Source organism: Rhodococcus sp. 06-221-2, assembly GCF_002258365.1.
Taxonomy (GTDB): Bacteria; Actinomycetota; Actinomycetes; order Mycobacteriales; family Mycobacteriaceae; genus Rhodococcoides; species Rhodococcoides fascians.
This window is the reverse complement of the sequence record NZ_NOYJ01000035.1, coordinates 317,143-334,623: the sequence shown is the minus strand read 5'-3', so window position 1 is coordinate 334,623 and position 17,481 is coordinate 317,143. Positions and strand designations below refer to the sequence as shown.

The window sequence follows — 17,481 nt, the reverse complement described above, 5'->3', positions numbered from 1 at the left end:
CGCACTCATTTCCGAGAGATTGGCCGGGGGGTATCCGGGACGCTCGTCGCGGTATTGATGGTGATCGGATTGTCCGTCCCGGTTGCTCACGCCGACGATACGAAATCGACCGTGCTGTTCGTCGTCGACACCTCGGGTTCGATGAGCGGAACCCCACTCGCTCAAGCCAAGGAAGCGCTTCATGCAGGAATCGATGCCCTGGCCCCGGGGCAAGCTGCAGGTCTTCGGTCCTTCGCAGGAGGATGTGGAGAAGGTGGCAGTCTGCTAGTTCCGATAGGTACAGATAACAAAGACGAACTCGATTCGGCTGCTGATCAGTTGAGCGCGAACGGCGGTACACCCACTCCGGATGCGTTGCGGGCCGCGGCCGGTGATCTCCCTGCGATTGGTGACCGAACCATCATCCTGATCAGCGACGGTCAGAGTTCCTGTGGCGACCCATGCGTCGTTGCTGCGCAACTAAAAACCCAGTACGGTATCGACTTCCGCGTGCACGCTGTCGGCTTCAATGCACCGGACGCGGCCGAGAGCGAACTCAGCTGCATCGCGGCTGCGACTGGCGGCCAGTACTTCACCGCCACCAACACGACCGAGCTGAGTTCGGCAATCTCTACTGCCATCACCAGTGGAGGGGGAGATATTCGGCCCGATATTGTCTGCACGGCACCTACTTTCATCGGGGTCAGAGGTTCGAGTGAGCAACCCCAATCCCCCGACCTCGCTTACTACAAGGCTTCTGCGGCCGCGAACAAGCCGTTCAACAAAGAGGGGACCGTAAATCTGGGGATGGGCGGGCCCCTGCGCGAGGTCTTCAACTTCCTGCAGCGGCAGCCGTCGGTCGACTATGACTTCAACGTCATGTCGGTGGCTTATCCGGCCATCGAGGTCACCGCGAGTGCCGACTACATTTTTGGGGATTACCGCGATTCGGTGCAAATCGGTGCGGACAACCTGACCAGAATCATGAAGGCGCTTTCCGCCAAGTGCAAAGGTGAGACGCGAGTTGTGCTGGCGGGGTACTCACAGGGTGCGAACGTCATCAACCGATACTTGGTGGACAACGGCACTTCCGAAGACGCAAAGTCGGTCAAATCCGTACTCTATCTAGGTGACCCGAATGCGCAACCGAAACGCGGGGGTGAGCGGCACGAAGGCACGGCCTTTAATTACCTGGGCGTGGTAGCAGGTGGGGTGACCAATGGTGACGCCGATATCACCGCGTATCTGTCGACGCATCCGAATGTGGTCAGCTCTTTCTGTCTAACCGGCGACATAGTCTGCAATCCACCTGTAGACGTGGTGTTCGGCAAGCAGATCCACGGTTCATACGGGTTGCCTACTACAAAAGCATCTTGCCCGGTGAATGGCGAAAAAGACGTCGTTGTGTTCCAGTGTGCTGCGTTCCGAGTCATGAAGGACACAGGGTATGCGTTGCCTGCGGTCGTGCGTGAGCCCACGCTGGTGCAACGGGGACAGCAAATTCTGTTCTCGATCGGTGGTTGGTTGGCAAAGCAACCTAGCCTTGCGCTCTTCGCGTCGGAGCCGACGGTGATCGGCAACTTCACCACAGACGACAACGGAAATGCCGTGGTTTCCGTGAATGTCCCAATGGACGCTCCGAATGGTGATCATCACCTGATCGTCAGGCAGCCGGGCGGGCGTTCGGTCGAGGTACCGGTCACGGTCGTCGATTCGACGGATACGACTAACTCGCCCGTGTACTCATTCGGGCCGGAGGACGGAACTGCACCGACTACGGGTTCAGGTGGAACAGGCAGCAGTGCGGGTCCATCCGGCGGCTTCGGGAGTCTTCTGCCGTTCGGCACGGGTAGTAGTGGGAACTGACGTGCCTGTGGCGTCAGCTTCCATCTAGACGGTAGGCGAGCGTCGAAGGGCCGGTACTGAAGTGCCGGCCCTTCGATTGCGGCGCGCAATGGATTACTGTGCAGTTCACGCTCGAGGCCGTAGACGCACCCGCACCGTGACACCGCTCGATTACGCGGCGTCCTTCTCCGGTGGTGGTTCGTCGATGGTTCTGCGCGGAGACTCCGTTGCGGACTCCTCGATGTCGGCTCGGCGAATGCCACGGCCGAGCCACACGGCGACAACAGCACCGATCACCAGCCACACGGCGACGATGCCGAGTACCCACCACATGGCCGACATTCGTAGCGGGGCGTCGGCTGGATGGGTGTGAGATCTGCCCAGGAAACATGCCTCGGGGGCGAGCGAGCTAGTTGGCTGTCACTAGGGTGCATTCGAGCAACATGAACAGCGGGCGGGTGAAATTTTTCTCCCAGAATTCGTCGGACCGTCTCTGTTCGGCGGACGGTCGAGGCTCCAGCAGAGCCGTGATCGCGAACCCTGCGGCCGTGATCATGCCGATGTGCTGCTCCAACGAATAGAACTGCTGAAACGACTCGACGGGTGAAGTCAGACCCGCGACGTCGAATCGCTGTTGGACTGTTCTGACGCCGAAGTAGTCATCGATCGTGGACCCAAAGCCGACCCCGTCCCGTTCGCCGCGGGCGGCGTAGAAGCAGGGATGCATGGACAGCACCAACAACCGCCCGGAGGGCCGGAGCACCCGGCGGAATTCATCGAATCGTTGTGCCGGGTCGGCTATGCCGTGGGGGAGACGATTCGCCACTACGACATCGACACTCGCGTCATTCAGAGGTAGGTCGGCCACATCGGCGTGATGATATTCGGAGCGGGGGCTTCCACCGTCGGGGTGCTCGCGGGCCGCGGTGATCAACTCTGCGCAGGTATCCACTCCGTGAACGTGCGCCGCACCGCGTGCGATCATTTCACGAGTGAAATAACCTTCGCCACAGCCTGCATCGAGCACATTCGCGCCACTGCAGTCACCGATCAGATTCAACAGGGCGACGTCGGTGACCTCTGTCTGAAATTTGTCGAGTCGCTGCCGAACGATGCGCTCCCAGTACTCCGCATTCTGCTGGTACCCGCGCGATACTTCCAAGTCACCCAGCATCTCGTCTCCCTGTGTCATGTGTTCACGACATCGCGGCGATCAGTGCCACGCACGCGGCCCGAACCCCACGATCTTCGATACCGTCGTCCAATCGTCGCTTCAACGTCTGGGTCAACCGCGGCTTCGCGGCCCCGAATCCATTGCCGTGAGCCAGGACCGCTGGGATTGCTGACGTCACCAGGTAATGCACGTATGCCTCGTTCATGTTCTCGAGGTCGTGCAGGATGATCGACACGGTGTCGCTGAGCGTTGTCGTCGACGGAATCGAGAAGTCCGCCGACTGGGCGAGGTCCGAACTGTACGAGGCGATGGACCATAATTCGTTGCGCTGCAACAAGGGGCTTCCCTTTACGCGAGCCGCGTAACGTCTGGAGACGTCTACATCGCCACTGGCGAAAATGGCACCGATGACTGAGCTTCGGTACAGGAAGGCAGACCGTCGCTGTGGCGCGTCGACGGGCGTGACCATCGAGGTCCGATCGATCTTCGTGAGTTTGTGCACCAACATCCCTGAACCGACTGTGCTGTAGAGGGAACTGTCGGAAGTGCTGGTTGTGGTCTCCACCATCCGCGTTGCCTGAGAAAGGAACTGGTCTTGGTTGATCAGCAGGCCGTCCGGTCCGACAGTGAACAGTGCATCGAGTGCGAGGTCGGGAGCGGCTCCCCACGAGCGCGTCAGCCACGCGTGCGCGGATCGCTGGTCCTGACGCATCACGCCGGCCGCCGCGTTCAGCACCGTGGCGAGGTGGATGCCTGAGTTCGGTTGTCGCACAATACAGCCGAGCGCAGGTTTCGATATTTCCAAGCCTGCTTCGCTGCACTGTCGCAGTGCCCCTTCGAGTACGCGCGTGCGACTGCGCCGTGCGACATATCCGGCGAGGTCGGGAATGACCGCGACCAAGCTCTGCAGTGTCGAGCCGCCGATCTTGTCGAGCCAAAAGTGATCGGACCACAACCGTGAGACGGTGCTCGTCGAAATGCCGGACAAGAGGACGACATCGGCCATCGTCAGAGACGTCCGGCCGGAGATCGATTCCAAGGACCGAGGACGCTGGAGTACAGCGTTGTGCGGCCATGCCGGTGAAGGGCGGGTCGACTTGCCCCGCCTGTCCCCTGCGGGCGGCAGTTCGGCTACCAAATTCCTCACCCCCTGTCAATGGTGGTCCCGTCTACGTGACAACTGTAGCGGACAGTCGTTACTTTGCCTCATGATTCAAGGGTGCACCCGATCGACAAGAAATCGCCGGGACCGCTGCACTACCGACCTGTACGTACTTCGTAGAAAGGCACAACGATGTCTCGCACGATCATTCGCCGCTCGACTGCCATTGCTGCAACGGGATTCGTGGCCCTCGCGCTGTCTTCCGGAATTGCGCAGGCCCAGGAAATCTCCAACGCAACCCCGACGATCACCGCTCCGGCCGACCAGAGCGCCGGAACGTTGACCCAGGTTTCGGAGGCAGAGTTCGTGCTCCGTCCCAGCGAAGGAGTATCCGTCGCGGTAACCGCTACGGGGGCATCCCTCACCGACGGCAACACGTCCGAGGCCCTGCCGACGTCGGCAAGCGACAAGACCGGTGCACCCGTCGAACTTCGGTACGTGCAGGGTGCGGACGGGTTGCACATCCAGGTGGTCGACCCCGCAAAGTCGTCTTCCGAACCGGCTCCCGGGACCGAGACCCAAGAAGGCTTCTGGCAGTGCGCGCTGGGCACCGCAGGTGGCGCCGGCGGTGGTGGACTCGCGGGAGCGGGAGTCGGCTCCGCTTTGCCTGGACTGGGTACTGCTGCCGGTGGCATCATCGGTGGCCTCTCCGGCGCGGCCACCGGTGCCGCCGCTTCGTGCTTCTGACGTAGGAGGAATATCGTGCGTACCGTTCTGTGGGCCCCACGTTTCGCCGCTGTGTACTTTCTCGCGGCGCTGGCGCTACTTCTACTGTTCATCGCCCTCGATTCCAACTTGGCGATAGCTGCACCGATCGTTCTGATTCTCGTCGGATTGGGAGTTGCGGTGCTGGTTAAGAGTCGAACGGTTCGCCAGTGATGTCGCGCTGAGGTGACTCGATCGAACTCCGGAAAGCCCTTCGGTGCAGCACGGTGCCGAAGGGCTTTCCCGTTCCTGTACGAGGAGACATGATGCACCCCATTCGACTGCCATACTTGGTGATGGCTACCGCAACGCTGGCACTGTCGATCCCGGCGCTGGCCGGCCTCGGCGGATCGGCCTCTGCCGCGCCCACCACCGGTTTGTCGATAGATCCGGTCGGTTATCGCGTCGTCGATGGAAAGCCGGACGTGAACAACCCGCTGCCGAGTGTCGGTCTGACCGAGGACGTCGGTTACTCGGCTACCGCGTCGTCGAACGGGTCGGTTCTGCTGAGTCCGCGTTCGGTCATCGGATCGGACGATCGGACTCAGGTCTACAACACGCAATCGAACCCCTACCGCCGCTCCGGTCAGATCACGGTGTTCGACAGTTCCCGAACGAGGACCGCTACCTGCACTGGCTGGTTGATCTCGCCGACTGCTGTGGTGACCGCAGGGCACTGCCTTACCGACGGCACGGCACCAACGGTCGACCTCGAATTCGCGCCGGCGCGCAACGGCGTCGGCAACGACCCCTACGGCACATTCCGGGCGACGGCGGTGTGGTTCGACGCTCAGTACGGTTCGCCGGGACGGGACTGGGGCCTGATCCAACTCGATGCTCCCGTCGGCGACGATGTCGGTTGGTACGGAATCGAATCGGTCGACAACCTCGACCTGGTTGGGCACCAGGCACGAGTCATCGGATATCCCGGCGACAAAGCAGCAGGAACGCTGTGGCAGGCCGTCGACACCATCAGCGCTGAAACCGACCGCACGCTGTCCTACGCGACCGATACGTTCGGTGGGCAGAGTGGAGCAGCCGTGACCACCGATGGCGACGACACTGCGGTCGCAATCCACACCGACGGCGGGAGCACCAACAGCGGCACCGTCCTCACCGCTGAATTGTTCAACACTCTCGCTCGGTTGCGCTAGGGCAGCCAGTTCACGCCGAACGACAACGACGTGGCTGTGCCAGAATCGATTCGCGCATGTAGGCCCCGCATGAACGTTCGTCGACAAGGATGTCCCACATGAAGAAGGCTCGACTCGGTTGTGTCAGTGCACTGTTCGCTGCCGCGGTGCTGGCGATCAGCGCGATGGCCCCCGGAGCCGCAGCTGCAGCGCCTCTTCCGGTTGTCGGACCCGGCAGTGGTTTCGTCACCACCGGTGGCCTCGACGACCTGACCGTCTGTTCCATCGCCGCCGTCGGCTACGACGGCACGGGCCGGCTCGTCGCACTCACCGCAGGCCACTGCATCCTTCGCCCGGGCCTACCCGTCACGCTCGTCGGATCGCCCGCAGCCCCGGTCGGCACTACCGCCGTCGGACATTGGGGGCCGGATTACGGCGTCATCGTTCTCGACTCCACCAGAGTCGCACCCGTCAACAGCCTCGGCGGAATCACCGTCACCGACATCGGTACCGCATCGGTGGGGCAGCCCGTCTGCAAGACCGGGCTCGGCAGCGGAGTGACCTGCGGAAGCATCGTCGACGCGTGCGGCAGCGACCTGATGTCCGACGCGCTCACTGTCTGGTCCGACTCCGGTGGACCTCTGGTCGTCGGCACCACCCTCGTCGGCATCACGAGCCACGCCTCCGGGGTGCCGCTGCTCAGTCCCACCGCTTACGCGTCGGCAGCGGAATCCGTTCGGCTGCTGAATCAATCGGGAGAGCCGGGAGCCGGCTTCCGTCCAGTGTGAGCCGGGGTGGCCGGCCGATCGCTGCGCGCAACAGCGCGTAGTGAACTACCGTCCGATAGGTGGACTTGGGAAAAACCGGATTCGGAGATCGAATCAACAGGCTGTTGACGCACCATGCCGACAAGGCCGGCGAGTCCCTCAACACCTACGCACGTCGGGCAATCATCACTCGCCTCGTCACCGAACTCGAACGAGAGTCCTCACCGGAAGTGGCCGCCGTGCTCGCGGACGCCCGCAGCTTCGAGTACGAGAACATCGAGTTGTCCGACCCTGATTCGACGTCGCTTCCGCAGACGTACCTGCAGATCGGCGACGTCGACCGTCTCGCCGCCGTACGAGCTACCGGCATGATCGGCAGTTCTCGTGACGAGCAGTTCGACAAACTGGCCCGGATGACATTGCGAGCCATGGGAGCACAGGGTGCTTCGATCTCGTTCGTCGACGATCACACGCAATTCATCAAAGCCAGCGTCGGAACATCGGGAACGGCAGCGCAGCCACAGACCGTAGCGGTGGAACGGTCGGCGTGCCGTGTCGTGGTGGAAACCGGCGAAACGCTGGTGGCACAGGACATTCGAGAGCACGCGATTTTGAGGGATCACGCAACTGCGGATCTGATCGCCTATATGGCAGCGCCGATCAAGTCCGACGCGGGTTTCACCGTCGGAATGCTGGATGTGTGGGACTACCGCCCACGTAAATGGACGTCGGGCCATGTCAAAACCCTCGAAGACATCGCCTGGCTCATTCAACAGCGAATTCGTTGACAGCAGCCCTGTTTCGACAGTGACAATGCTTGCGTTGCACGCCGGATGAAGGTGAAGGGTGATATGTCTTCGCTGTACGAAATGTCAACTGCCGAACGGCGTCACCGCTCTGAGGACATGAAACGTGGAAGGACCGGATATCGAGTCGAACTCGCGCGGATCGACGATGACGATATCGACACCGCAGTCAGTGAAAGCCCGCTTCGGGAGGAACGTATCGGATCGAATACGGAGCAACTCTGTTCGTACGATCCTCACCGTTCTTTTCGACGCGCTCGCCGCCGCCATCGGCGTAGCCGAAGGCGTCCAGTGGCGCTCCGGTAGCGTCTCTGCATTGGGGTGGTACCCATGGTTGTTCGTGCCCACGGTCTTGGTGCTGCTCGCGTCGAGAAAGCTCTACCGACGTGGGCTTCGACGAAACTTCATCGATGAAATCGGCCCGGTGCAATCCGCCGTCGCTTTCGCGACCCTGATCACGCTCGCCCTGATTCTGGCCATCGAGACTCCCTATCGCCCAGGTGCGGTCATGGTCCGTGTGTGGCTGTGCGCAGCTGTTGCGCTCGCGATCGCGTGCCTGGCACGGGCGTGGGGGCAGCGCTGGCTTCGCGCGAAGCACCATGCGAGTGCACCGACTGTCATCGTCGGTAGTGGTCCCGTCACAGAGCAACTGGCGCGCAGAATGAAGCAGTCCTCCGAATATGGGATGGATCTCGTCGGGACAGTCGACTCCTCGCCCGACGTCGACCCCTCTGTGCAACAGGGGCTTTCGTATCTGGGACCGCTCACCGACCTGACTCGAATACTCCGAGCGCATCGGGTGGAAGAGGTGGTGATCGCGTTCGCGTCGGCTCCGCACGAACAAATAGTCGACGCGATCCGTGCGGCACAGCATGCCGGTGCCCGCGTCTGGCTCGTACCCCGCATGTTCGACACCGTCGGAATGCACGCGCGCATAGAGCATCTGGGCGGGCTGCCCCTGATGGTGTTGCGGCACGTCGACCCGAGGGGGTGGCAGTTCGTCCTCAAGGGCGCGCTGGACCGCGTCACTGCGGGACTGGCTCTGCTGCTGCTGTCGCCGGTGTTCCTCGTGCTCACCGTGCTGGTACGGGCGAGTTCCCCCGGGCCCATCTTTTTCGCGCAAGAACGAATCGGCCGAGACGGAGTTCCGTTCGACTGCTTGAAGTTCCGATCCATGCGGCCACCACGTGACTCCGATGCAGACTTCGTCCGGACCGAGGGAGCGGCACCCGGCGGTGTGGAAGGCGTGGATCGACGCACCCGGATCGGCAAGATCATGCGGCAGACCTCGCTCGACGAGCTGCCGCAGCTCATCAACGTGCTGCGCGGCGACATGAGCCTGGTCGGCCCCCGTCCCGAGCGGCCGGAGTACGTCGATCTGTTTGCAGCGCAGATCAGACGCTACGGCGAGCGGCATCGCGTCAAAGCAGGACTCACCGGATGGGCTCAGGTGAACGGATTACGCGGTCAGACTCCCATCGCGGATCGTGCGGAATGGGACAACTACTACATCGAGAACTGGTCCCTCCGGCTCGATATCAAGATCGTCTTTCTGACGTGCATCGCCGTGCTCAAAAGGTCGGAAGACTGACCGACGCGTCCGTCTGTCATCGGCCTTCCGCCGCGCGTACGCGTGCAGCCTCGCGGACCGCGCCGACATTCGCCTTGCCCTGCCGCGATCCGGCGAGCTTGGCGGCGATGTGATCGCGTACCGACACCGGCTCGTAGGCCAGGCCGGAATCCGCGTCCAGGTGCGACGGCAAGGTGGAGATCACCGCGTCGACATTGCCGTCGTGGAAGAACGCTGCCGACCGCCGACGCACGATGGTGCCGTCGACGACGGGTGGCTTGACGCGATGCAGAGTGGACAGCCACCGGTCGTTGGTCAATCGCGCAGTGAGATCTCCCAGGTTCACCAACAGAGCGCCGTCGCGAGGAGCGACGTCGTGCCACACGCGGTCTGTACCCAGCACCTGAAGACCGGCCACCTGGTCGGCCCACAACACCGTCACGATCCCGAAATCGGTATGCTCGCCCATCCCGGTGAGGTCACCGTCGAGGGTGACCATGCCCTCGGGCAGGGCGTAGTTGTTCATCCGCAGCACGTCGATCGAGTGGTCGGTGAGGTTGTCGAAGAAGTCGGCCGGGAGTTCGAGTGCCGCAGCGAAAATTCCGGTGAGAGTGCGGGCGACCCGAGACGCCTCGGCGAAATACGTGTCGACGTCGCGGCGGAAACCCGGCAGCTCGTCGGGCCACACGTTGACCCCGTAATCCGACTCGTCCAGATCGAGGGAGTCGAAGGATCGCGCTTCGACCCCGACGTTGAACGCCTCGAAGAAGTCGTTCATCCGCGACGCCGACTCGACTCCCACACTGAGGCTCAATGATTCGCTCTTGGGCGGGCTGTATCCACGATTCGCGTCGGGTATCCGGTACTCGTTCTTGGTCGCAAGCGGCAAAGCGAAGAACGAGTCGATGGACCGCGCCAGACCGTCGAGTACATCGTCTCCGATGCCGTGCCCGATGATCTGCATGAAACCGGAACGGGTGCAGGCATCGTCGATCTCGGCCACCACACGACCTCGGGCTACCGCATCGGCCGTACTGCCCGAGGCGAAGGGGCCGATGTCGATCGTGGGGATCTCGAACTCGTGTGCACGGTGATCGGACATCGGCGTTCACTCTCCTGGAGTCCTAGCTGCTGAGCCGACAATTTACCGCCTCAGCCCGCACTTTCGCGCGTCGATGCCTCGGCAGCGAGCCGGCGTGGATCGTTCTCGGGCAGTGACTCGATGAGCACGCGACGCGGATGCGAGGACGGTCCGGTGATCAGATACTTCTGACCGGGCCGCACTCGGGCGGCCTCTGCGACCAGATCTGGATCGGCCGGTGTCCCCGTATCGTTCTCTCGCAGAGCGACGTTCTCTCGCAGTGCGTCGGCGACGATGCGGCGTGGGTCGTACTGCCTGAGGTCCAACGACTCCCACTCGCTGCGGCGCAGCGGAACGCCCATCTCGGCCTCCGCTGTGCTGCGGGTGCTGTCGACGAAGTGGCGCAGCGTGCGCACCGCCCGTCCGAGTCGGTGGGCATAGCCGGGCAGTCGTTGCGGGCCGAGGACGAACCCCGCAATGATCGCGACGAGGAACAACTTCTCGAATGTCAGGCCGAACATGATGAATTCTCCTGTGCAGTAGCTCGTCTGGACAATCGTCTGTCGTGTATCTCGGTGATCGCGAGAGCCGCGCCGAACAGAGTGACCATCGGCAGCGCGACGAGGAACATGGACAGCACGTCCGCCGCGGGGGTGACCAGCGCGCTGAACAGAGCGATCGCCACCACGCTGACACGCCAACTGCGGCGCAGCCTGTGCGCGGAGACGATGCCGAGGCAGTTCAGCATCACCAACACTGCCGGCAGGACGAAGGCGATACCGGTTGCCAGCACGATCTTCATGACGAAATCCACGTAGTACGACGCGTTGAGGATGGTGCTGTCCTCGTCGGAGGAGAAGCCCGCGAGCACGCTCACCATACGAGGGAAGATGGTGAACCCGAACGCGCAGCCGGCGACGAACAGTGGGGTGGCGGCCGCAGAGAAGCCGAGAACGTACTTCTTCTCGCGACGGGTCAATCCTGGAGTGAGATACGCGAAGATCTCCCGCAACCACACCGGACTCGACACGATGACGCCGGTGAACAGTGCGATCCGCAGCTGGAGGTCGAAAGCGCCCGTGACGGTCTCGAAGTTGAGGCTGGCCTGGCGGGACAGCGCCAGTTCCTCGACGGGGCCGCGGAGGACATCGAGAATCCGATCGGAGGTCGCGAAGCCGATCACGACGCCGACGAGCAGCGACACCGCCGCACGGATCGCACGGCGACGTGCCTCGCGCATGTGCCCGGCGAGGGGCATCGCACCCCGCACGGCGGTGGCTGCGGTCATGAGGCGTGTCGGTACGGAACCGGGACCGAGACGTCGTCGGGCGTCGCCGATGTCTTCGCTTTGTCCTCACGCACTTCGTCTTTGAGGATGCGCATCGACTGACCGACACCCTTGGCGAGCGAGGGGAGTTTGGTCGAACCGAACACGAGCAGAACGATGGCGAGAACGACGAGGGCGTGCCATCCAGTGAGGTTGTGCAACATGATGTTTCCTTCGGTGGGTAGTGTCGGGGAGGGTCAGTTGGTGGGAGCGGTTCCGGCAGGTCCGCCGGCCGGGGGTGTGCCGCCCATCGGCGGTTGTCCGCCCCCGCCGCCCGCGCCGCCGCCGGAAGGCGCTGCGCTCATGGTGGGTTCGGTGGTGGTGTCGATCGCGACTGCCAGCGAGCCGACGTAACCGCTCGTGGGGTCGCCGGTGAAGGTGCCCATCTCCAGGTCGTAGCCGTCACCGAATACGTTGTCGTTGTCGAGACTGCCGAGCTGGGCCAGGTTGGTCGAGGAGCCCGGATAGGTGTCGAGCTGGTAGATGTCGTTCAGGATCTCCTGTGGAAAGGCGACCTGCGAGGTGGCAATTGCGTTCTCGGCGTTGGTTGCCGACGCTGCGTCGGGGTAGACCTCGAAGTGCATGTGCGTCCAGCGGCCGGAGTAGCAGCCGGGCACGATGGTGTCGAAGGTGGCACTCCCGCTCGCATCGGCCGTCTGCACACCGCGCAGGTACGTCTCGTCCTCGGCACCCTCGGAGTACATCGAGTACTTGCCGTTCGCGTCGCACTGCCACAGGTACACCGCTGCCCCCTCGAAGGGGCGGTTGTCGTTCGCCATGTCGGTGAGGGTGAACGTGAACGACAGTGGCACGCCGCTGACCGTGGTGCCGCCGTCGAGGCTCGACGTCACGTCGCGGCGAACGATTCCCGATTCTTCGAGAACGTTGACGCCGTTGGTGCCGTCGGCGGGATACGGGCCGTTGGTCTCCTGTGGAATCTCGCTCGCGGCCGAGGCGGTGGTCGCCGTCGTCGATGCAGCTGTGGTGGTGGTACTTCCGGCGTTCGACGTGCTCGAGCACGCCGCGAGGGCGAGTGCTCCGGCACCGGCTCCGACGATGCTCAGAACGCGGCGACGGGTCAACAGGGTGGTGATGTCGAACGCGGCACCCTGATCGACCACCTCCTCGTCGGGACGGTCGAGCAGTCGACCTTCGTACGCGGGTCCGTCGGGGGTGTTCGTGGGTTCGGGAATGCGAGGCATCGCGTTGTGTCTCCTTCGATGTGGCACTGGATGTTTCGGTAGTGCCAATACTCTGCGGAGATCCGGGGAGAACCCTGGGCTCCGGCTGGGAGGTTCCTGGGAGCCCGATTCGCGGTTAAAGCAAGCTAAGGCTAACCTCTAGTCACTACCCCGACATACAGGACTTTTCATGACTCATCGTGTACTGACCAGCATCGCTGCCGCGGTGCTCACCTCGCTCGCTTTGGTGAGCTGCAGCTCGTCCGATGCCGACGACGCTTCCGCCCCCGCCGCGTCGTCCACCGACTCGTTTCCGTTGACCGTGCAGCACATGTACGGCGAGACCACACTCGACGCCGTGCCCGAGCGGATTGCCACGTGGGGCTTCGGCACCACCGACGCCGTGCTCGCACTGGGTGTGGTGCCGGTGGCCATGCCGTCGGCCGAATACGGCGGCGGCGACGACCTGATCTATCCGTGGATCTCCGACGCCATCGACGCCAGCGGTGGCCCCGCTCCGACGTTGCTGGACAACGTGACCAACGCATTGACGGTCGAGAAGGTGCTCGCCGCCGACCCCGACGTTCTGCTCGCCCCGCATTCGGGTCTGACCCAGGCCGAGTACGACGCGGTGACCGATGCCGGAATTCCCGTCATCGCACCGCCGGAAGAGCTGTGGTCGACGCCGTGGCGCGACGTCATCACCACCACGGGCGACGTGCTGGGCGTGCCGGATCGGGCTCGTGACCTGGTGGCCGATCTGGACAAGCAGGTCACCGACGCAGGTTCGGAACACCCCGAGTTCGAGGGTCGCACAATCGCTTACGTGTCCGAGGCTGCAGATGTCTACTACCTGCTGCTGCCGTCCGACCCGCGAGTGGAGCTGCTCGAGAATCTGGGCTTCACCTCGGACCCGTCGGTGACGGCCCTGGCGAGCGGCGACTCGACGTTCTCGACCACCGTCTCAGCGGAGAACATCTCGAAAATCGACGCCGACGTGGTGTTCACTCAGGTCGACACCGACGCTGCACTGGCCGAATTCACGGGTTCACCGGTGACGCGGCAGATCCCGGCCGTCGCCGGGGGAGCAGTGGCAGGATTCGTGGGCCAGGAAGCCGGGGCCGCAGTAGGCCCGACGGCACTGTCGATTCCGTACTTCCTGCCGACCCTCGTCGACGGACTGGCTCGGGCTACCGAGGTAGCCGGGAACTGACGCGGCAGCGATGCGGGTAGGGATTTGGTGTGGCGGCGTGGGGATTCCCCCATGACACCGACTCCTCAAGGGCGTTCTCGGCGAACATGTTTGACGCCGTACAGATCTTCGTCGGCGCGGGCGAGGATGTCCGAGACAGACTCCTGCGGATCCGTGGACTGAGCTGTTCCGACGCTGGCGTAGGGCAACGACTCGGCGGTGATCCGGGCGAACTCGTCGACCACGTCACGGCTGTGCCCTGTCAGGAGCGCCGCGAACTCGTCACCGCCCAGACGTGCGATGACGGCGTCGGAGGGAGCTGCGCGGGTCCAGGACTGCGCCAGATCGATCAGCAGTTCGTCACCCGCACGATGTCCGCCCGAATCGTTGACGGCCTTGAAATTGTCCACGTCGACGATCACCACCGCGACCGGGAGCTCCGCAGTCCTGTTGCCTGCCACCTCCGCCGCGGCCATCTCCCATCCCGCCCGGTTGAACACTCCGGTCAGAGGATCGGTGCACGACGCCACGATGAGAGCCTTGGTCACCACACCGAACGCCTCGCCTGCGGCAATCACCGCGACGCCGAAGATCAGGTACGAAATCGGATACATCGGAGCAGGAGAAACCCACACCGCAGACAGCACACTCACCACGAGCACGCCGACCAGCACTCTGCCGGGTCCGTCCCGATGGAACGCACGGATGTACATCGCCAGAAACATCGCCGCGATCAGACACTGGCTCTGCGCCGCCGCGAGCCGATGGAACGCCATCACCGCGGGTGTCGCCACCATCGCCGCGGCCAGGGCAAGCCGAAGCGCCACCGCGGTACCGGGTCGAACCCACAGCATCACCACGCCGGCCGCTCCCAGACCGACAGCCACGACACCACCGGTGACATCGGACGTCACCCGGTCGCCGTGAGGCAGCAACGTCAAGATCACCCCAACTGCATAGAGACCGGTTGTGGCCAGCAGAAAGTACATCAACAGCCGCGTCCGTAGACCCGCCGTACCGTGCACCGAACTCGGATGCGGAACGTGCGGGAACGAGGGCATGGCCAATACCCTGCCAGGGCGCACGGCACCTGTCTCGACCACGACCCCGCCGTTCCGTTGCCTGCGATGATTTTCGCAACGGACGAGCTCATCGGCGGCGGTGAATGCCGCCACAGCGTGCCCGCTTTTTCGGCTGATCGTGTTGCTGGTGCAGGAAAAGTACGGGGCAGTCCGGTAACGCCAGCGGGTAGGCGGCGATGATGAGCTGTGTCCCCGGGTCGAAACAGGCAGTCGGTGAACGCGGGGTCGGTGGTGATCGACTCGCGTCGCCGCGTTCTGTCGTCCCTTCTCGCTGTACAGCTGGTGCTCTATTCGGCCGCGTTCATCGCGTCCTGGGCCGACACGAACGGTGCCGGGGCTGTGGGTGAGATGTGGGCCGCAGTGGTCGCTGCGGTGGGATCCGTTTCGATCCTGTCTCGTCGACCCGGCCCGGTGCGGCAGGGGATCGCCATTGCCTGTGCGGCATTGGCTCCAGCGCTGACGATGCTGACCCATGAGAATCTCGCTGCCCAGGTGTGGGCGTTGATTCCCGCTATGTTTCTGGCGCTCTACCTGCGCGCGACGTATCCCGTCGTCGTGGCACGGGTCCTGTGCGTGGCGCTGGCTCTGCTGTCGGCCACGGCGCTGCTGCTCGCGCCCGCACCGGCACCGATGCTGTGGGGCGCTCTCTACGTCGTGTGCATTCTCGCTGCCGCCGAGGTGTTCGGCGCTCTCGGCGCCGCCCTGATCGCCGGCGCGCTCCGTGACCCGCTCACCGGGGTGTTCAACCGCGCCGGTGCCGTCGACGCGGCGACGAATCTTGCTGCCCGAGCGGCTCGTCGATCGGAGAACATCGCCGCGATCGTGTTCGATGTCGACCACTTCAAAGCGGTCAACGACAGGGATGGCCACGCTGCGGGCGACCGCATTCTCATCGGACTCGCCGACACACTGACCGAGAAAGTACCGGCCGGAAGTGTGATCGCCCGGCTCGGCGGCGACGAGTTCATCGTCCTCGTCGCCGGACTCGACACGGCGCAGATCGACACTCTCGCGCAGGAACTCGTCGACGGGCATGTCGTCTCGGTCACGTACGGCATCGCCATCGGTTCCCCCGGACCCGACGTACTCGAGGCGCTGACCCAGGTTGCCGACGCCGACATGTACCGCCGAAAGATGCTGCGCCGCAGCCGCTGACAGTGCTCGATCAGGGCAGGATGGAATCGACGTAACCGCCGTCGACCCGCAGAGCGCCACCGGTGGTGGCCGACGCCTGATCCGAGCTCAAGTAGACGATCATGTTGCCGACTTCCTCGGGCTCGATCAGTCTGCCTATCAACGAGTTCGGGCGATGGTTCTTCATGAAGGTCGCCTGAGCCTCGTCCCACGGGAGGTCGTCGCCGACGAGCTCGGCCACGAAATCCTCCACCCCGCCGGTATGGGTGGGGCCGACGATGACGGAATTGACCGTAACTCCGGTCCCGGCGGCAGCTTTGGCGAATCCGCGACTCACGGCCAGCAACGCGGTCTTGGTCATGCCGTAGTGGATCATCTCCTCGGGAATGACCACGGCGGAGTCGCTGCAGATGTTCTGCACTCGGCCCCATCCGAATTCCATCATCCCGGGCAGGTAGGTGCGGATCAGGCGGACGGCCGAGAGCACGTTGACCTCGAAATAGCGACGCCATTCGTCGTCGTCGATCTCGAGGGCGGGCTTGGATCCGAAGATGCCGAGGTTGTTGACGAGGATGTCGACCGCGGGGACGCGCGCGGTGAGTTGCTCGACGCCCTCGACGGTGGCGAGGTCGGCGGCGACGCCGATGACGCGCGCGCCCGGAACGGTGTCGAGTATCTGCTGCTCGGCTTTGTCCACGGTGGCCTGCGAGCGCCCGTTGATCACCACGCGGGCACCCGACTGTGCAAGCGACGTAGCGATCGCCAGCCCGATTCCCTGCGTGGAGCCGGACACCAGGGCGGTACGTCCGTCGAGATCGATGTGCATGGATCCTCCTCGTAGTGTTCGTTGTGAGCCTACGCCGTTATAGCGCGTATGCAACTAATTTGGGATTAGCACTCTAGGGCGTCGGGTGCCAAAATGGAGAGGCATGCTTTCGTGCACCAAACCCCAGCTCAGCGAGCCTGAGGAAGGAGAGAACAGTGACAGTGACATCCCCCGATTTCGACGCTCACGACATGGATGACGTGCCGCCACGGTGGTGGAATCGACATATTCGGACTCGAACGCAGGTGACCGAGATTGCCGTGATGTTCGGCGCTCTGTCGATCGTGTCGTTCTGGGCCGCCGGCCTCGGCATCGCAGCCGGCCTGATCGCCATCGTGTCCGCGCTGTGGGCGGATCGAAGCCCGGATCTCTCCGGGCCGCGCGCCGAACGCAGCGATACCGCGCTCGCCATCGGCACCGGAGCGGTCGGCGTTCTCATCGGTCTCGGCTTCCTGTTGATGGTGCTGCCGCACTGGTGAGGTAAGGGTTCGTGGCGAGAGCCGGTCGACGACACGTC

The 17,481-nt window shown here is 63.6% G+C and carries 20 protein-coding genes; 10 read left to right on the top strand and 10 right to left on the bottom strand.

Annotated elements, in window-relative coordinates:
• The first annotated feature begins 57 nt into the window (after window positions 1–57).
• On the top strand, window positions 58–1,845 hold the full coding sequence (locus CH281_RS23345) for a cutinase family protein (RefSeq protein WP_094695621.1): 1,788 nt from the start codon (window positions 58–60) through the stop codon (window positions 1,843–1,845).
• A 150-nt stretch (window positions 1,846–1,995) separates the two neighbouring features.
• Here CH281_RS23345 and CH281_RS27025 read toward each other — a convergent pair whose 3' ends face one another.
• The 3 genes from CH281_RS27025 to CH281_RS23335 all read right to left on the bottom strand — a co-directional run bounded on the left by CH281_RS27025 (window position 1,996) and on the right by CH281_RS23335 (window position 4,004).
• Complete coding sequence (locus CH281_RS27025) at window positions 1,996–2,157, bottom strand: hypothetical protein (protein ID WP_179274271.1); 162 nt, start codon at window positions 2,155–2,157, stop codon at window positions 1,996–1,998.
• A 76-nt stretch (window positions 2,158–2,233) separates the two neighbouring features.
• Window positions 2,234–3,016, bottom strand: a complete 783-nt coding sequence (locus tag CH281_RS23340) for a class I SAM-dependent methyltransferase (RefSeq protein ID WP_094695620.1) — start codon at window positions 3,014–3,016, stop codon at window positions 2,234–2,236.
• Window positions 3,017–3,020: 4 nt separating this feature from the next.
• Complete coding sequence (locus CH281_RS23335; protein WP_094695619.1) at window positions 3,021–4,004, bottom strand: hypothetical protein; 984 nt, start codon at window positions 4,002–4,004, stop codon at window positions 3,021–3,023.
• A 288-nt stretch (window positions 4,005–4,292) separates the two neighbouring features.
• Here CH281_RS23335 and CH281_RS23330 point away from each other — a divergent pair, with 288 nt between their 5' ends.
• The 6 genes from CH281_RS23330 to CH281_RS23310 all read left to right on the top strand — a co-directional run bounded on the left by CH281_RS23330 (window position 4,293) and on the right by CH281_RS23310 (window position 9,162).
• Complete coding sequence (locus tag CH281_RS23330) at window positions 4,293–4,847, top strand: hypothetical protein (protein WP_094695618.1); 555 nt, start codon at window positions 4,293–4,295, stop codon at window positions 4,845–4,847.
• 15 nt (window positions 4,848–4,862) lie between these two features.
• On the top strand, window positions 4,863–5,039 hold the full coding sequence (locus CH281_RS27020; protein ID WP_179274270.1) for a hypothetical protein: 177 nt from the start codon (window positions 4,863–4,865) through the stop codon (window positions 5,037–5,039).
• An 89-nt stretch (window positions 5,040–5,128) separates the two neighbouring features.
• A complete protein-coding gene (locus CH281_RS23325; RefSeq protein ID WP_218829792.1) occupies window positions 5,129–6,019 on the top strand; it encodes a trypsin-like serine peptidase in 891 nt (296 codons plus the stop codon).
• Between the two features lie 98 nt (window positions 6,020–6,117).
• The gene (locus tag CH281_RS23320) at window positions 6,118–6,786 is read left to right on the top strand and encodes a hypothetical protein (protein ID WP_094695616.1); all 669 of its coding nucleotides are present in this window, start codon (window positions 6,118–6,120) and stop codon (window positions 6,784–6,786) included.
• A 59-nt stretch (window positions 6,787–6,845) separates the two neighbouring features.
• The gene (locus CH281_RS23315; RefSeq protein WP_094695615.1) at window positions 6,846–7,553 is read left to right on the top strand and encodes a GAF domain-containing protein; all 708 of its coding nucleotides are present in this window, start codon (window positions 6,846–6,848) and stop codon (window positions 7,551–7,553) included.
• Window positions 7,554–7,719: 166 nt separating this feature from the next.
• The gene (locus CH281_RS23310; RefSeq protein WP_094621682.1) at window positions 7,720–9,162 is read left to right on the top strand and encodes a sugar transferase; all 1,443 of its coding nucleotides are present in this window, start codon (window positions 7,720–7,722) and stop codon (window positions 9,160–9,162) included.
• Between the two features lie 16 nt (window positions 9,163–9,178).
• On the opposite strand, the gene CH281_RS23305 is transcribed toward CH281_RS23310, so the two are convergent.
• From CH281_RS23305 to CH281_RS23285, 5 genes are read right to left on the bottom strand one after another with little or no spacing between them, the layout of a single operon-like run.
• A complete protein-coding gene (locus CH281_RS23305; RefSeq protein WP_094695614.1) occupies window positions 9,179–10,243 on the bottom strand; it encodes an isopenicillin N synthase family dioxygenase in 1,065 nt (354 codons plus the stop codon).
• 50 nt (window positions 10,244–10,293) lie between these two features.
• The gene (locus CH281_RS23300; RefSeq protein ID WP_094695613.1) at window positions 10,294–10,743 is read right to left on the bottom strand and encodes a Sec-independent protein translocase subunit TatA/TatB; all 450 of its coding nucleotides are present in this window, start codon (window positions 10,741–10,743) and stop codon (window positions 10,294–10,296) included.
• A complete protein-coding gene (gene tatC / locus CH281_RS23295; protein ID WP_094695612.1) occupies window positions 10,731–11,510 on the bottom strand; it encodes a twin-arginine translocase subunit TatC in 780 nt (259 codons plus the stop codon). The genes CH281_RS23300 and tatC overlap by 13 nt, the downstream gene beginning before the upstream one ends.
• Window positions 11,507–11,713: a twin-arginine translocase TatA/TatE family subunit gene (tatA, locus tag CH281_RS23290; RefSeq protein WP_032366957.1), complete on the bottom strand. Its 207-nt coding sequence runs from the start codon at window positions 11,711–11,713 to the stop codon at window positions 11,507–11,509. Before tatA ends, tatC begins: the two co-directional genes overlap by 4 nt.
• A 33-nt stretch (window positions 11,714–11,746) precedes the next feature.
• Window positions 11,747–12,751 carry a dioxygenase family protein gene (locus CH281_RS23285; protein ID WP_094695611.1) on the bottom strand — a complete coding sequence of 335 codons (1,005 nt, stop codon included), beginning with the start codon at window positions 12,749–12,751 and terminating at the stop codon, window positions 11,747–11,749.
• Between the two features lie 169 nt (window positions 12,752–12,920).
• On the opposite strand from CH281_RS23285, the gene CH281_RS23280 reads away from it, so the two are divergent.
• A complete protein-coding gene (locus CH281_RS23280; protein WP_094695610.1) occupies window positions 12,921–13,943 on the top strand; it encodes an ABC transporter substrate-binding protein in 1,023 nt (340 codons plus the stop codon).
• Window positions 13,944–14,008: 65 nt separating this feature from the next.
• Here the strand turns inward: CH281_RS23280 and CH281_RS23275 are convergent, their stop codons facing one another.
• Window positions 14,009–14,983, bottom strand: a complete 975-nt coding sequence (locus CH281_RS23275) for a GGDEF domain-containing protein (protein WP_179274269.1) — start codon at window positions 14,981–14,983, stop codon at window positions 14,009–14,011.
• 234 nt (window positions 14,984–15,217) lie between these two features.
• Here CH281_RS23275 and CH281_RS23270 point away from each other — a divergent pair, with 234 nt between their 5' ends.
• Entirely contained in the window at window positions 15,218–16,159 is a 942-nt protein-coding gene (locus CH281_RS23270; protein WP_094695609.1) for a GGDEF domain-containing protein, read from the top strand.
• A gap of 10 nt (window positions 16,160–16,169) precedes the next feature.
• Here CH281_RS23270 and CH281_RS23265 read toward each other — a convergent pair whose 3' ends face one another.
• Window positions 16,170–16,964, bottom strand: a complete 795-nt coding sequence (locus CH281_RS23265) for an SDR family NAD(P)-dependent oxidoreductase (protein ID WP_094695608.1) — start codon at window positions 16,962–16,964, stop codon at window positions 16,170–16,172.
• A gap of 155 nt (window positions 16,965–17,119) precedes the next feature.
• Here CH281_RS23265 and CH281_RS23260 point away from each other — a divergent pair, with 155 nt between their 5' ends.
• Entirely contained in the window at window positions 17,120–17,443 is a 324-nt protein-coding gene (locus CH281_RS23260) for a hypothetical protein (protein ID WP_139278407.1), read from the top strand.
• Window positions 17,444–17,481 lie beyond the last annotated feature (38 nt).